The organism is Arthrobacter zhaoguopingii (assembly GCF_009828595.1).
In the GTDB taxonomy this organism is placed as follows: Bacteria; Actinomycetota; Actinomycetes; order Actinomycetales; family Micrococcaceae; genus Arthrobacter_D; species Arthrobacter_D zhaoguopingii.
Genome location: NZ_WPNY01000005.1, coordinates 155,127 through 169,373, shown reverse-complemented (window position 1 = coordinate 169,373; position 14,247 = coordinate 155,127). Strand labels below are relative to the sequence as shown.

12 protein-coding genes are annotated in these 14,247 nt (G+C 70.5%); 3 read left to right on the top strand and 9 right to left on the bottom strand.

Features of this window, described 5'->3' with window-relative positions; genetic code table 11:
• Window positions 1–12: 12 nt before the first annotated feature.
• Window positions 13–1,359 (bottom strand): CpaE/TadZ family protein, encoded by a 1,347-nt coding sequence (locus tag GVV86_RS08975; protein WP_159802567.1) that lies wholly within the window; start codon window positions 1,357–1,359, stop codon window positions 13–15.
• Window positions 1,356–2,024, bottom strand: coding sequence for a CpaB family protein (locus tag GVV86_RS08970; RefSeq protein ID WP_159802566.1), 669 nt, complete (start codon window positions 2,022–2,024; stop codon window positions 1,356–1,358). The genes GVV86_RS08975 and GVV86_RS08970 overlap by 4 nt, the downstream gene beginning before the upstream one ends.
• A gap of 243 nt (window positions 2,025–2,267) precedes the next feature.
• Here GVV86_RS08970 and GVV86_RS08965 point away from each other — a divergent pair, with 243 nt between their 5' ends.
• The gene (locus tag GVV86_RS08965; RefSeq protein WP_159802565.1) at window positions 2,268–2,495 is read left to right on the top strand and encodes a helix-turn-helix domain-containing protein; all 228 of its coding nucleotides are present in this window, start codon (window positions 2,268–2,270) and stop codon (window positions 2,493–2,495) included.
• Window positions 2,496–2,507: 12 nt separating this feature from the next.
• Here the strand turns inward: GVV86_RS08965 and GVV86_RS08960 are convergent, their stop codons facing one another.
• Window positions 2,508–3,059, bottom strand: a complete 552-nt coding sequence (locus tag GVV86_RS08960; protein ID WP_159802564.1) for a hypothetical protein — start codon at window positions 3,057–3,059, stop codon at window positions 2,508–2,510.
• Between the two features lie 111 nt (window positions 3,060–3,170).
• Here GVV86_RS08960 and GVV86_RS08955 point away from each other — a divergent pair, with 111 nt between their 5' ends.
• Both GVV86_RS08955 and GVV86_RS08950 read left to right on the top strand, forming a co-directional pair.
• Window positions 3,171–3,977: a LysM peptidoglycan-binding domain-containing protein gene (locus GVV86_RS08955; RefSeq protein WP_159802563.1), complete on the top strand. Its 807-nt coding sequence runs from the start codon at window positions 3,171–3,173 to the stop codon at window positions 3,975–3,977.
• Between the two features lie 52 nt (window positions 3,978–4,029).
• Window positions 4,030–4,518 carry an Rv3235 family protein gene (locus GVV86_RS08950; protein WP_159802562.1) on the top strand — a complete coding sequence of 163 codons (489 nt, stop codon included), beginning with the start codon at window positions 4,030–4,032 and terminating at the stop codon, window positions 4,516–4,518.
• A gap of 12 nt (window positions 4,519–4,530) precedes the next feature.
• Here the strand turns inward: GVV86_RS08950 and secA are convergent, their stop codons facing one another.
• The 6 genes from secA to mtrB all read right to left on the bottom strand — a co-directional run bounded on the left by secA (window position 4,531) and on the right by mtrB (window position 14,247).
• The gene (gene secA, locus GVV86_RS08945; protein ID WP_159802561.1) at window positions 4,531–7,260 is read right to left on the bottom strand and encodes a preprotein translocase subunit SecA; all 2,730 of its coding nucleotides are present in this window, start codon (window positions 7,258–7,260) and stop codon (window positions 4,531–4,533) included.
• Window positions 7,261–7,350: 90 nt separating this feature from the next.
• Complete coding sequence (locus GVV86_RS08940; RefSeq protein ID WP_159802560.1) at window positions 7,351–8,562, bottom strand: winged helix-turn-helix domain-containing protein; 1,212 nt, start codon at window positions 8,560–8,562, stop codon at window positions 7,351–7,353.
• 51 nt (window positions 8,563–8,613) lie between these two features.
• Complete coding sequence (gene hpf / locus GVV86_RS08935) at window positions 8,614–9,384, bottom strand: ribosome hibernation-promoting factor, HPF/YfiA family (RefSeq protein WP_159802559.1); 771 nt, start codon at window positions 9,382–9,384, stop codon at window positions 8,614–8,616.
• A gap of 124 nt (window positions 9,385–9,508) precedes the next feature.
• Window positions 9,509–10,261, bottom strand: a complete 753-nt coding sequence (locus GVV86_RS08930) for a ComF family protein (RefSeq protein WP_210252876.1) — start codon at window positions 10,259–10,261, stop codon at window positions 9,509–9,511.
• Between the two features lie 352 nt (window positions 10,262–10,613).
• The gene (locus GVV86_RS08925; RefSeq protein WP_159802557.1) at window positions 10,614–12,344 is read right to left on the bottom strand and encodes an LpqB family beta-propeller domain-containing protein; all 1,731 of its coding nucleotides are present in this window, start codon (window positions 12,342–12,344) and stop codon (window positions 10,614–10,616) included.
• Window positions 12,331–14,247, bottom strand: a complete 1,917-nt coding sequence (gene mtrB, locus GVV86_RS08920; protein WP_201291409.1) for an MtrAB system histidine kinase MtrB — start codon at window positions 14,245–14,247, stop codon at window positions 12,331–12,333. The genes GVV86_RS08925 and mtrB overlap by 14 nt, the downstream gene beginning before the upstream one ends.

The window sequence follows — 14,247 nt, the reverse complement described above, 5'->3', positions numbered from 1 at the left end:
CCTTGCGGCCCCTTACCTTGGAAGCCTAACGGGCATCCACGAAAACTTCACTTCGTTGGAGCTCCATCCAATACGGCGGCGTTGGCGTTGTTCAACCGTCACATCGACAAGTCCCGCAATCGCTTTCCGCAGGGCCGAAGACGGGGCGGTTTCGGCGAGCACCGAGCCTGCCAGCAGCGCCTCGTCCGCGGCCGGAAAATCGGCAGGGAGGAAGGCCGAAATGGCCGTGCCGGGCCCGAACCGCTCCCAGGCTTCGCTCAGCTGGTCCTCCGGCGAGCGCCCGACGGAACCGGCGCGGACCTTGTTGAGCACCACCCTCGGTTCGGCCGAGGGCACCGCCTCGGCGAGGACGGCCAGCGAGCGCACGAGGCGCGGGACGCCGACGGCGTCGGCGGCACCTACCGCGAGAACGGAGTCGGCCAGCTCAAGGCAGCGCAGTGCCGCCCCGTTGCGGCGGGGAGCGGCGGTGTCGAAGCTGAGCTCCTCGTCCGCTTCGAGGCAGAACCCGCAGTCGACGATGGTCACGGCGGCGCACGCACGGGCGCACTCGAGGACCCGGGCGAGGGATGCGGGACGCACCTCGGGCCACCGGTCCGGCCGGGTCAGGCCGGTGAGGACGCTCAGCCTGCCGCCGCCCACGGCGACGGTTGAGGCCACCCGGCGGAGCCCGTCCGGGTCGAGCGCCCCCTGATCGGCGAGCCGGCAGGCCTGGGCAAGTCCGGCGGCCTCATCGAGCAGCCCCAGGAACGCTGCCGCGCTGGCCCCGTAGGTGTCGGCATCCACCAGCAGGACGGTGGACCCGGCCGCGGCCAGTTCCGCCGCCATATTCACGGCCACGGTGGTGCGCCCCGGGGCCCCTGTCGGCCCCCATACCGCGGTGACGGTGCCGCCGCCGGGCTCGTCCGAGGGCGGCGGCGCGGCGTTCCCGGGGGGCGGCAGGGCGGCGGCCGGGTCGGCGTAGGCGCTGGTGCCCGTATGGCCCCCCGGACTCCGTTCGGCCCCGGACAGGCTTTCGACGGCCGCCGCGACGAGTTCGGCCAGCGGGCCCGGCTCGATGCCGGGAGGGGCCCGGAGCACCCCGGGTGCCCCGTCCCCGGCGGCCGGTTCGTCCTCTCCTGCGAGCACCACGACGGCGATCCCGGTGTCGCGCAGCCGCTCCAGGAGTGACACCGTCAGCTCTCCCGTTCCGGGTGAGAGGATGGCCGCGCGGGCCAGTCCGGCCTGGCCGGCTGCCAGCAGTTCGGGCACCCCCTCACAGCGGCGCACCACGGTCACCGGACCGTGGAGCTTTTCCAGGCCGGGAACGTACTCCCCAGCTGCCGGTCCGACGGTGACGACGGGGATGACCGGCCCGCTCACGGACCACCCCTCGGGTTCAGCACCACGGCGATCTTCGCACCGTTCGACAGGGCGTTCAGCAGGGCCGGCATTGTCTCGTCGGCCACCAGTACGTAGACCCGGGATGGGGAGTCCGTTCCCAGGGCCGATTCGCTGACCGCTATTTCGGAGACCTCGGCGCCCTCAAGCAGGAGCCGGGGCTGCTCGAACCGGGTGCCCTGCCCGGTGGCGGCCTCCGGCAGGGCGACCCAGACATCAACCCGCACCCCGGGTTCCGTGCCGGCTGGGAGGGGATCCTCGATGGGAAGCCCGACCGGTTTCCGGTCCAGCTCGTCCGGTCGGCCGACGGCGGCGGCGGGAACCAGTTCGCCCGGGCGGACGAGCCGGGTCACCACCGCGTTCTTCGGAAGGCCGGAGGTGGCCCGAAGGTACTTCTCCTCAGAGCCGCCCAACCGGACGGCGACGGTGGTGAGGTCACCGGACTCAAGGCGGGCGCCGACGGGCAGCTCGGTACGGGCGGCAAGGACATCGGTGGTCCGGTCGAGGCTGCCGACCAGGGCCGTGACCCCTGCGGTGGAGGCCAGCACGAGCAGGAGGCCAATGATGAGCCGTGGGTCCCGCCAGGACGGCCTGCCGATCCGAGGCGCGGTGGGGTTCCGGTCCGTCCGGCTGGCGTTACCGCTCATGGAGCTTCCTCCGCACGCTTCGGAGCACTCTTCGGCACCGGCGGATGGGCACCGGCGCTCCTGCCATTGTTGTGCAGGCGGCACACAAAATAAACAGAAGGTTTCCGGCGCGCCCGAATCTGTGGACAACCGGCACCTCCGGGGCCGCAGAGTGACAGAATTGAGGCAGGTCCAGCCGGGTGCCCAGGGTTGGAACGAAAGCGTTCGTGGAGGCAAGGCCACGGCTGAGGAAGAGGTGTTCGTGTGGCTGAGAAGCGGTTCCTGACCCTCGCCGACGTTGCGGAGGTGCTCAATATCAGCTCCTCCCAGACCTACGCCCTGGTTCGGTCCGGGGAGCTTCCTGCCATCCAGGTGGGCGGACGCGGTCAGTGGCGCGTTGAGGCACGGGTCCTCGAGGACTACATCGCCGATGCCTATCGCAGGTCAGCAGCCTCCCTGCGCGGAAGCGCCGACCCGGTCAACAACGTCTGAGCGTCCACGGTGTCAGGGGTGGGAGGCCACCGCGGCCACCGCGGCGAAGGGCAGCGCCACCACAGCCCGGACATTGGCCGCCCTGCGGTGCTCACCCGGGGGAACCAGGGCCACCTCGAGGAAATCGGCTCCGACCCGATCCAGCGTGCCCTCGGAAACCGTTGCCGGTGACCCTGCATAGACGCTGACCTGCGCCCGGTCGCGGGCCAGCGCACGGTAGGCCGAGGCGAGGCCCAGGCGGGCGTGGATCCCCGCCGGGCGCGGGGCGACGGCACGCCCAAGGCCTTCGATGCTCAGGATCGCGGCAAAGGGCACCAGGACGGACCGCTGCCCCTCCGCGAGCACGAGCCACTCGGCGCCGACGTAGGCCAGCCTGCCGGAAAACCCCTGCCCATTCCCGGTCCGGACCTTCAGCCCCTGCGCGACGGAGCCCGCCAGCCGGTCCGCGAAGGCCACCCGTGCCTGCTCCATCCTGAGAAGGTCTGCCGCCGCCGCTTCGTCCGACGCCGCCCGCGCAGCCGCCAGCTGGGCCTCGAGATCACCGAACAGGGCTTCCCACCGCATGGTCCAACGGTAGGCAGGCGGGTGGAGGGGGTCAACGAATTCGAGTAGCCGCAAACGTATACAAACTCCATCAAACGCGTTCAAATTGATGCAAATGCGAGGGAGTGCACCATGGAAAGGCATTCGGAGGTTCTCTACCCGGCGGTCCTCCTCGGCCTCGGGGCGGTCCTCGTCCTCTCGGGGCTGGGGCTTACCTCCGGTGGCTTGCGGGCACCAGAGGCCGGTATCGGCGCTGCCATAGCCGTCGCCGGCCTGGGCGTCCTGCTCTGGTGGACCGGAGCCCTGGCGCTCGCGCTCAGCGCGGAGTTCCTCGAACGCAGGGGCCGCGCCGCCACCGCCCGCAGGATGGCGGCCCTCACGCCGGGCTTCATGCGCCGACTGGCCGCCGTGCTGCTCGGGGCGAACATCCTGGCCGCGCCGTGCGCAGCCTCGGCGCCGTCTGGGGCCCCGATAACACCCGCGGTCCCGGTACCCGCCGTCGCTGTGCCAGCGGTCGCGGCGCCTGCGCTCGCGGCGCCTCCGGGATCGCTGCCCGCGGTCGCGGCGCTGACAGTTCCAGCCGACCGCGGCGAGGACGCTCAGTCCGGCCAGTCCAGCCCCTCCGGCCGGGAGCCGCCGGTCAGCCCGGACTGGAAACCGCTGCCGCTCCCCTGCGATCCGGGTCTGCTGGCCCGGGCGCCGCGCCAGCAGGGCCCCGCACTGGACGGAGCCCGCGCCGTTGGGGATCGCGCAGGGGTGGTTGTCCGCAGGGGTGACTCGCTGTGGTCGATTGCCGCGGCACGGCTCGGTCCCCTCGCCTCGGACGCCGAGGTCGCGGCGAGCTGGCCGCACTGGTACGCAAGGAACGCCTCAAGAATCGGCCCGGATCCGGACCTGCTGACACCTGGCCAGACACTGGCTGCTCCGGACCCCCCTTGAGCGTCCCAACCGGCAGCAGAACCACCCATCCCCACGCAGTGAAAGGACCATCATGGCCACCCTGACCCAGCAACGCCTCCAGCAGCACCCGGCCCGTGCCGCCGCGCCGTGGGCCCTCCCGTCCTGCACGGACCCACCGGAGCAGCCGCCGGAGGCACTGCTGCCGGACGCGGAGCAGCGCGTCGGCGGCATCGCGCGGGCCGTGGCGCAGGGAGCCGTCGAGGTCCTCGGGGGCAGCCGCCCCGCCTCTCAGATGTCCCGATGGCTCGATCCGGCCAGCTACGAGAAGCTGCACCTGCGCGCCTGCCTCATGCAGAAGGTCGCGGCCTCCGAAGCCACCGGCTCCTGCCCGGGCGGCGCTCTGCTTGACCGGCGGGCCTACCGCTGCGTGACGGTCCGCAGCGCGCGGCTCTGCCGCGTCTCGGAAACCGCCTTCGAGGCCGCACTGGTCGTCCTGGACCGCAGGCGGGCCCGCGCCGTCGCCCTGCGGGTCGAACACCGCCGCGGGGACTGGAAGGTCACCGCCCTGGAGATCGGCTGAGCTGCTTCTTGGTTACTTCTTCGGCCGCTTGGAGCCGTTCCGCTCGGCCCGTGCCTTCGTTTCGGCGACGGCCGTCTTGAGCCGCTCCACGTGCGTCTCGACCTCGCCCTGCGCGTTGGGCGCGGAGAAGTTCAGGCTGGCCGGGCGCTGCGGTGCCTCAAGGCCCGCCGCCCGGATCGAGGGAACCTGGACGAGTCCGCGGCCGTCCTGGACGCCCAGGCCGTTCGACGCCGGCGCCGCGGGGGCGACCTCGACCTCAAGGTTGAACAGGTAGCCGATGGTCTCCTCGCGGATGGCCTCCATCATGGCCTGGAAGAGGATGAAGCCCTCACGCTGGTACTCCACGAGGGGGTCGCGCTGGGCCATCGCCCGCAGCCCGATGCCCTCCTTGAGGTAGTCCATCTCGTAGAGGTGCTCCTGCCACTTCCGGCCGATCACCGACAGGACCACGCGGCGCTCGAGTTCGCGCATGGTCTGCTCGCCGAGGGCATCCTCCCGCGCCTGGTAGGCGAGCGTGGCGTCGGAAAGGATCTCCGAGTGGAGGAAGTCGCGGGTGATCTTCGACTTCCCGCCGGCTTCCTCGATGACCTCGTCGATGGTGAGGGTGATCGGGTACAGCGTCTTGAGGTTGGTCCAGAGCAGCTCGTAGTCCCAGTCGTCGCCGTGGCCCTGGGCGGTGGCCTCGTCGACCATGGCCGTCACCACGTCCTCGAGGAAGTAGCCGACCTTTTCCTTCAGGTCGCCGCCTTCGAGGATGCGCCTGCGGTCGCCGTAGATGGCCTCGCGCTGGCGGTTCAGGACGTCGTCGTACTTCAGGACGTTCTTGCGCTGTTCGGCGTTGCGCCCCTCGACCTGGCCCTGGGCGTTCTCGATGGCCTTGGAGACGAGCCGCGACTCGAGGGCGACATCGTCGGGCATGCTCGAGCTGTTCATGATCCGCTCTGCGCCGCCGGAGTTGAACAGGCGCATGAGGTCGTCGGTCAGCGAGAGGTAGAACCGCGAGCGGCCCGGGTCGCCCTGGCGGCCGGAGCGGCCGCGCAGCTGGTTGTCGATGCGGCGCGATTCATGGCGCTCGGTGCCCAGCACGTACAGCCCGCCGAGTTCGCGGACCTCGTCCTGCTCGGCCTCCACGGCCTTCTTGGCGGCCTCGAGGGCCGCGGGCCACTGGGCCTCGTACTCCTCGGGGTTCTTCGCCGGGTCGAGTCCGCGCTTCTCGAGTGCGGCGACGGCGTTGAACTCGGCGTTGCCGCCGAGCATGATGTCGGTTCCGCGGCCTGCCATGTTGGTGGCCACCGTGACGGCGCCCTTGCGTCCGGCCTGGGCGACAATGGCGGCTTCGCGGGCGTGGTTCTTGGCGTTGAGGACCTCGTGGCGGACCCCGGCCTTGGCCAGCTGCTTGGAGAGGTATTCGCTCTTCTCGACGCTGGTGGTGCCGACCAGGACCGGCTGGCCGGTCTCGTGGCGTTCGACGATGTCCTTCACGACGGCGTCGAACTTCGCCACCTCGTTCTTGTAAATCAGGTCGGCGAGGTCCTTGCGGGCCATCTCCTTGTTGGTGGGGATGGGCACCACGCCGAGCTTGTAGGTCGACATGAACTCCGCGGCCTCGGTCTCGGCGGTGCCGGTCATGCCGGAGAGCTTCTCGTAGAGCCGGAAGTAGTTCTGCAGCGTGACGGTGGCCAGCGTCTGGTTCTCCGCCTTGATTTCGACGCCTTCCTTGGCCTCGATCGCCTGGTGCATGCCTTCGTTGTACCGGCGGCCGGCGAGGATGCGTCCGGTGTGCTCGTCGACGATCATGACCTCGCCGTTGAGCACGACGTAGTCCTTGTCGCGCTTGAACAGTTCCTTGGCCTTGATGGCGTTGTTGAGGAAGCCGATCAGCGGGGTGTTCGCGGATTCGTAGAGGTTGGAGATGCCGAGGTAGTCCTCGACCTTCTCGATGCCGGACTCGAGCACGCCGACGGTGCGCTTCTTCTCGTCGACCTCGTAGTCGGTGTCGACGGAGAGCTTCTTCACGACTTTCGCGAACTCGTTGTACCAGCGGTTGACGTCGCCGGAGGCCTGGCCGGAGATGATCAGCGGGGTCCGGGCCTCGTCGATGAGGATGGAGTCGACCTCGTCGACGATGGCGAAGTTGTGCCCGCGCTGGACGAGCTCGGACGCGCTCCAGGCCATATTGTCGCGCAGGTAGTCGAAGCCGAATTCGTTGTTCGTACCGTAGGTGATGTCCGCGGCGTACTGTTCGCGGCGCGTCGCAGGGTCCTGCTTGGACAGGATGCACCCGCTGGTCATGCCCAGGAACCTGAACACGCGACCCATGAGGTCCGACTGGTATTCGGCGAGGTAGTCGTTGACCGTGACGATGTGGACGCCCTTGCCGCTGAGGGCGTTGAGGTAGGCCGGGGCCGTTGCCACGAGGGTCTTGCCCTCGCCGGTCTTCATCTCGGCGATATTGCCGAGGTGCAGCGCGGCCCCGCCCATAAGCTGGACGTCGAAGTGGCGCAGGCCCAGGGTGCGGCGGGAGGCCTCCCTCACCGCGGCGAAGGCCTCGGGCAGGAGGTCGTCAAGGCTCTCGCCGTCCGCGTGGCGCTTTTTCAGCTTGTCGGTCTCCCCACGCAGCTCAGCGTCGGACATTGCACGGAAGTCGTCCTCGATGATGTTGATCGCATCGGCGTAGTTCCGGAGTTTCTTCAGTGTCTTCTTATCGCCGGTGCGGAGAACTCGTTCAAGAAGTGATGGCACTGGTATCTGCTCCCAATCTAAGGCTGCCGAAAGATGGCGTGATCAGTCTACGGGAAGACGCCTGGTCTCCCGCTTTAGTTCCCGAACGGCTCAACGCCGCCCCAGCGCCGCGGAAAGCGGCGCCGCGAGGTCTCCCACGGGTTCGACGACGACCTGCTGCAGGCCGAGCCATCCGGCCATGGTACCCAGTTCAGCTGCGAGTTCGTCGGCGGTGCCCGCGGGCGCGCCCGGTTCGGCATAGCTTCCGCGCACCAGCAGACGCCCGGTTGTCCGGTCGGCCTTGAGGTCCACCCGGGCCGCCATCGACTCTCCGAGCAGGAAGGGCAGGACGTAATACCCGTAACGACGTGCCGCCGCCGGAGTGTAGATTTCCAGCCGGTAGTGGAAGCCAAAGAGTTCCTCGAGCCGCGGGCGGTCAAAGACGAGGGAGTCGAAGGGGCTCAGCAGCGCCCGCCCGGCGGCGCGGCGCGGAATTGTGGCGTCGCGGTGGAGGTAGGCCGGCCGGGCCCAGGAGCCCACCTGGGCGCCGGTGAGGACCCCCCTCGCCTCGAGGATCCGCACCGCCTCCGCGGTGTCGCGGACGGGGGTGCGGAAGTAGTCGGCGAAACTGCGCACCGTTCCGATGCCCAGCGCGGCGGCGGCGCGTTCGGTCAGGACGAGGATGGCCTCGCGCGGGTCGGCCTCCTGGGCTGCGAGGTCGGAGGTGGGCAGCACCCGGGCCGAGGGGGCGTACCGGCGTTCGAAGGAGGAGGTCCGGCCGGCCGAGCTGATTTCCCCGCGGGCGAAGAGGTCCTCGAGGACCCGTTTGACGGCGCTCCAGTTCCATCCCCAGTTGTCGGTGCTGCGCTGCTCCGAGTGGCCGAGGCGTTCCTGCACCTGTCCGGCGGTCAGCGCCCGGCTTGAGGCAAGGAGCGTGAGGATCCGTTCCTCAAGGGATAAGCGGAGCACCGGATCCATCCCCGACGCTCCGCTCCAGGTGCGCCGCTGCCAGGGGCGCAGGTGCGGGAACAGGGCAGGGTCGATGAAGCTGGCCTCGTGCGCCCAGTACTCGGTCAGCCGGCGCGGATGCCTGGCGGCGAACCTGTCGAGGACCGCGGGGTCGTAGGCCCCCAGCCGCGAGAAGACGGGAAGGTAGTGGGAGCGCACCAGGACGTTGACCGAGTCGATCTGGAGCAGCTGGAGCTTATCGAGGATCCGGCCCACGGACCGCGCAGTGGGCGGGGCCGTGGGCCGGGTCTTGGCGAGTCCCTGGGCCAGCAGGGCCGCCCTGCGGGCCTGGGACAGGGTAAGGCGAACTGTCATGGCCCTGCCGGGGGCAGGGGGTGGGCCGACGACGGGGCCCCGGACGCGCCCTCATCGGCGCGGGTCCGGGGCCCGGAAGTGGGATGGGGTGTCACTGGTTGCAGCGGCTTCCTTCGCCCGGTACGCCAGGAGCTCCTCCTGGGGGTCCTGCGTCCCTTCGGCGCACTTCGAATCGAGGGTGATGACGCCGTAGGTCCAGCCCTGGCGCCGGTAGACGACAGAGGGGGCACCGGTGGCCGAATCGACGAAGAGGTAGAAGTCGTGGCCGACCAGTTCCATGTTGTCGACGGCGTCGTCGAGGGTGATCGGCTCTCCGGAGAAGACCTTCCGCCGGATGAGGACCGGTGAGTCCCCTGCCGGGACGTCGTCGGGCGACTCGTAAGGGTCGGTCGAGTCTGCTGGCGCCGTCGTTCCGTTGGAGGAATCGTCAGCGAGAGCGGCATAGATCGGCTGGGAGGTGCTGACCGGTTCGAGCCCGGCGGTGGCAGCGCCGACCGCGACGGGGGTGTGCCGTCCGTGGTGGACCTTGCGGCGGTCCCGCGCCCTGCGGAGGCGTTCGAGGAGCTTGTTGTAGGCGAGGTCGAAAGCGGCGAACTTGTCCGCTGCCGAGGCCTCGGCCCGGATGACCGGCCCGCGAGCCACCACCGTCAGTTCGACGGTGAGGGCCGTGTCGGCGTCCCTGGCACTTGTTTCCTTGGTGATCTTGGCATCCACCCGCTGGACCTTATCGCCGAGCTGTTCGATCTTGTCGATCTTCTCTGCGGCGTACTCGCGGAACCGGTCCGATACTGCAAGGTTCCGGCCGTTAATCACAAATTCCATGGTGCCCTCCAAATCGCTTAGGTGACACAACAGCGGCCGGTCAGGCTGCCCCGGGCCGCTGCCGATGGGTGCTTGTCTGCTTTCTAACACCCATACCTCACGGTAGATCACGGCACCCCGTAATTCATCCCTCCCCGCGCCGATTTCTCCGGAATTCGCTGTAAGCCAACTCGGTGCCGGAGGGCGGCGGCGTGGCCGCCAGGACGACGGCGCCGGCCACCGCGGCGCCCTCGGCCCGAAGCGCCCGGACGGCCTCCGCGAGGGTCGCTCCGGTGGTCAGGACGTCGTCCACGACGAGGCACTGCACGCCCTGGAGTCGGCCGCGGTACCGCCGCCGGACCCGCATCGAACCGGCGACGTTTTCCTGCCGGCCGCGCCGCCCGAGCCCCTTCTGCCCACCCCGCCGCGCCGCGGCAAACCAGGGGATGCCGGCGGACCGGCCGCCCGCACGCATCCCCGGATGCCGGTGCCCAACGGGCCGTGCAAGGCGGGACCCGGCAGGGAGCTCTCCGCGCCGGCGGAGCCCGTCCAGCAGCAGGCCCAACGGGTCGTAGCCGCGCCGGCGCAGGGACCGGCCGCGGGTGGGGACGGGCACCAGCAGGCAGGGACCTGCCGGCAGGCCCGCACGGGCGGCGAGCAGGGCACCGCCGAGGGCCGCCGCGAGGGGGCGGGCCAGGTCGGTGTGGCCGGCGTTCTTGAACGCCAGCAGGGCCCGGGCCACCACTCCCCCGTAGATTCCCGCGGCGACCACCGGCAGGGGTTCAAACCCGCCTCCGGCGTCGCCCGCGCCCGGTGGAGCACCGGTGCGGGTTTCCAGTGCGGCGGGATCGCGCAGCGGGAGGGACCCGGCGCCGGCCTCGGCGCGGAAGGGACGCACCGTGGCGCGCCGAAACGCCCGACGGCACGGCCGGCACAGGGAGGTATCCTGGCGGCCGCATCCCACGCAGGAGGTCGGCAGGATCAGTGCCCAAAAGCCCCGAAGGGCACGGCCGGCCGCGGCCGGGACGCCTCCGCTACTGCCGCCGGGCGCCCCGCCGGCGTCCGGGAGTGCGCGGACCGGGTGGGCCATGCCTTCAGGATGCCGTGGAGGCTGGGGATCCCGGGGCGCCCGGGGTGCGATGTGGATAAGACCGGGCGGGCGCGGAGCATCCAGCCGGGCGGGCGGCGCCGCCCGCCCCGCCCGGCGTCGCGCGGTCCGGCGCGCAACGACGGGTGCGGCCGTCCCGGCATCACCCGGGGAAGGCCGGGTCCCGCACCCCTTCGACGCTTCGGATCCAGCTCTGTCCCACCCTGGCGAAGAGGGCCTCGGCGGTCTGGATGTAGAAGTCCTCCTGCGGATCGCTTCCGGCGCTGATGTTCAGCACGCCCTTGTGCGGCTTGAGGGCCTCGGTCTCCCCGCTGAGCTGGACGATCAGGGGCGTCACCTCGGCCGTCGCCGAGACCGGGGAGGCGACGATGGTGCTCTCCCCCGCCCACTTGGCGGTGCCGATGTTCGCGCCCGCGTTGAGGGCGATGGGGTCCCCCAGGCTCTGCGGGATGCCCTGGGCGCTGCGCGTGATGCCGGCGAGCAGCACCTCGGAGGTCCCAGCCTCATCGACGACGAGCAGGGCGCGGGCGCCGTCCCGGGAGACCCGGAGCTCCCTGACCGTCCGGTCGGCAAGCCACGACGCGGAGACGACGACGGCGTTGCGCGTCATCCCGCCAGGAGGCACCGCAACCACCTCGGTGCCGCGGCCGCTCGGGCCCCCCTCGACGCTGCGTGCGGTCCACACCCAGTTGCTGGTGTCGAAGCTGGGGGCGGTGAGGCCGGTGCCCTCGACGGCGGTGCGGACCTCGCTGCCCGGGGCGGTGGCCAGCAGCGCCGTGGACCGGCCGTTGAGGAACGCGAAGTTGCTCCCCTCGAGGGACCGCGCCGGGTCCTTGGGATTGTAGGCGGCCACCGAGGGCAGCCCCTCGACCGGGAGCACACTGAGGTTCTTGACGATGCGCACCTCGTTGTCCGCGATGACCACCTGCTCATTGCCCACCGGGGGGTTGAAATCGGGAATCACGAGGGCCGGGTCGGGGCTGCCTAGGTCGATCGGCTGGCCTGCGCTCATCTCCACGGAGGTGACGTCGTTGAGCGTGGTGAGATTCACCCGCAGCTGCTGCTCCATCTGCTGGAGGCGGAGGTCCGTTGCGTCCTGGAGGACATCGGCCGAAAGTTCGACGGAGGCCACCCCGGAGGCGATCGGCACCGATTCCTGTGCGAGGGTGACCCCCTCGGGGAAGGCGCTCGTGACAGCACCCTGGAGGTAGGGGGCGGGGCCGGCGAGCAGGGCCTGCACCACCCGGGCGGCGATGCCGGGGCGGCGGACGAACCAGCGGACGTCGGGCACCCAGTACCGGTACCCACTGCTGTAGAAGTAGAGGTGGTGCGCGGTGGCCAGCAGGGAGGCATTGCTTTCGGTGACCATGATCCCGTTGGGGATTTCACTGATGCGCCACTGCCCGTTGATCTTCACCATTTCGGCGCGGACGCTTTCGGTGGTCGGGGTGGGCGGGTCGGTGCGGATGCCCCGGGCGTCAATGATTCCGGTGATTTCGAGCTGCACCTGCAGTGCGCCCTCGGCTTCCCGCTGGATGATCCTCGGATCGGCCCGGAAGATTACGATCCGTTCCTCGGGCTGCCACGTCCGTGCCAGCTCCGGGGTCAGGAATTCCCGGGCCACCTTGTACCCGTCGGCCGCCCCGGTGCCCGCCGTAATGAACTCCTGAAGCAGCACCTCGGGAGGCGCACCCGGCTGCGGGCCTTCGGGCGAGAAGACCTGGGACACGGTGTCCTCATCGACCGCCGGCGCGGGAATGGTGGCCACCGGACCGCTCCGGGGAATGGAGGAGCAGCCGGACAGGATCAGGAGCAGGGCAACGACCGCGGCGATGAAGGAGCCCCACGTTCCGGCGGGCCTACTGGATTTCACTTTTCTCCTTCAGCTGCGGGTCGGGGGTGCCGTCCCCGGCCGCGGGCGGGACGTCGGCGGGCACAGTGCCCGAAGGGCCGGCGGCGGACGGCGCATCGGCGGGCGCGGCGCCCGAAGAGTCAGCAGGCGCGGGGGCGGCGGGCGCGGCGCCCGAAGAGTCAGCAGGCGCGGGGGCGGCGGGCGCGGCGCCCGAAGAGTCAGCAGGCGCGGGGGCGGCGGGCGCGGCGGGCGCGGCGCCGGAGGGCCCTGCGGCGAGCGACAGTGGCAGCCGGCCCCGCGGCGGCAGGGGCAGCGGGGAGACCAACAGACTCCCGCCGCGCTGCTTGGGCAGGGTGAGCCGGAAGCAGGATCCGTTCCCCGCCTCGCCCCAGGCCTGGAGCCAGGCCGAGTGCAGGCGTGCGTCCTCGACGGCGATGGACAGCCCCAGCCCGCTTCCGCCCGTGGTGCGGGCGCGGGCGGGATCCGCGCGCCAGAAGCGGTCGAAGACCCTTGAGGCCTCATCCTCGGTCATGCCGATGCCGTAGTCGCGCACCGCGACCGCGACTGCGTCGGGGTTTGAGGCGATATAGATGTGGACGGGTTTTCCCTTGCCGTGCTCGAGCGCATTGACCACCAGGTTGCGCAGGATCCGCCCAATCCGCCGGGGGTCGGCGTCGACGATGCAGCTGCTCTCGGACGAGACGATGCGCAGGTCCGAGCCGAAGTTGTCGGCCAGCGGCTGGGCCCCGTCGACGACGTGCTTCACCACCTGGAAGAGGTCGGTGGGCTCGGACTCGAGCACCGCCGCGCCGGCGTCGAAGCGGGAGATTTCGAGAAGGTCCGCCAGCAGCGACTGGAACCGTTCCACCTGGTCGTAGAGGATCTCCGCGGAGCGCTTGTTCACGGGGTCGAAGTCTGTCCGTGCGTCGTGAAGCACCTCGGCGGCCATACGGACCGTCGTCAGCGGGGTCCGCAGCTCGTGGGAGACGTCGGAGACGAACCGCTGCTGCATCTGCGACAGCTGCGCCAGCTGGGTGATCTGGTCCTGGAGGCTTGTGGCCATGTGGTTGAAGGACGCCCCGAGCCGGGCCACCTCGTCCTCGCCGCGGACCTCCATCCGCTCCTGCAGCTCGCCGGCGGCCAGCTTCTCCGAGACAAGGGCGGCATGGCTGACGGGCCGGACGACGCTGCGCGTCACGAACCAGGCGATCGCCCCGATGATCCCCAGCAGCACCGTTCCGGCGAGCCACAGCACGCGGTGGATGTAGTCGAGGGTCAGCTGCATCGAGGAGAGGTCGTAGATGATGTAGACGGCGTAGGTGGTGCTGTCCGGAGGCAGGGTGACCTTGGTGGCGAAGGCGACCCCCGGCGCCTGCAGGCCGCCGGTCGCTTCGGAGCGCGGAATCGTGATCGGGGCCCAGTACTGGTCCTCGCCCTCCGCGACGGCGGCGCTGAGCTCGGGCGGGATGAGGGCCGACTCCGTCATCGCCTTGTGGCTGGCCAGAGCCGGAACCCAGTAGCCCTGCTGGCCGGGCAGCGGGCTGAGCAGCCACTGCCGTGGGGCGTCGGCGCCGGGGGCCCCGAGCCGGTCGAGGGTGTCACGGGCCAGCCGGTCCGTTGAGTCACGGTCGGCGGCCGTGGTGTCCCGAAAGATTTCCTTGATGTCGCGCAGGCCGTTGCTCGCCTCGCTCTGGAACTGCCCGAACCGCTCCTTGTACAGGCCATTGGCGATCTGGTTGGACAGGAAACCCCCCACCGCCACGAGGGCGAGGGAGGTCAGCAGCAGCGTCGCGACGACCGTGCGGAACTGCAGGGAACGGCGCCAGCGGCCGGCGATAAAGGACGCCGCCCGGCGGGCCTGCCGCAGCCCCCGTCCGGCGCCCTGGATCGCCGATTCGACGGCTCGGGCTGCCCGGGTGTTCAC

Excerpts from the sequence above, each read along its gene's own strand:
- GVV86_RS08950 (WP_159802562.1), top strand. The coding sequence starts at position 4,030 with ATGGCCACCCTGACCCAGCAACGCCTCCAGCAGCACCCGGCCCGTGCC.
- GVV86_RS08960 (WP_159802564.1), bottom strand. The coding sequence starts at position 3,059 with ATGCGGTGGGAAGCCCTGTTCGGTGATCTCGAGGCCCAGCTGGCGGCT.
- GVV86_RS08940 (WP_159802560.1), bottom strand. The coding sequence starts at position 8,562 with ATGACAGTTCGCCTTACCCTGTCCCAGGCCCGCAGGGCGGCCCTGCTG.
- GVV86_RS08955 (WP_159802563.1), top strand. The coding sequence starts at position 3,171 with ATGGAAAGGCATTCGGAGGTTCTCTACCCGGCGGTCCTCCTCGGCCTC.
- GVV86_RS08970 (WP_159802566.1), bottom strand. The coding sequence starts at position 2,024 with ATGAGCGGTAACGCCAGCCGGACGGACCGGAACCCCACCGCGCCTCGG.
- hpf (WP_159802559.1), bottom strand. The coding sequence starts at position 9,384 with ATGGAATTTGTGATTAACGGCCGGAACCTTGCAGTATCGGACCGGTTC.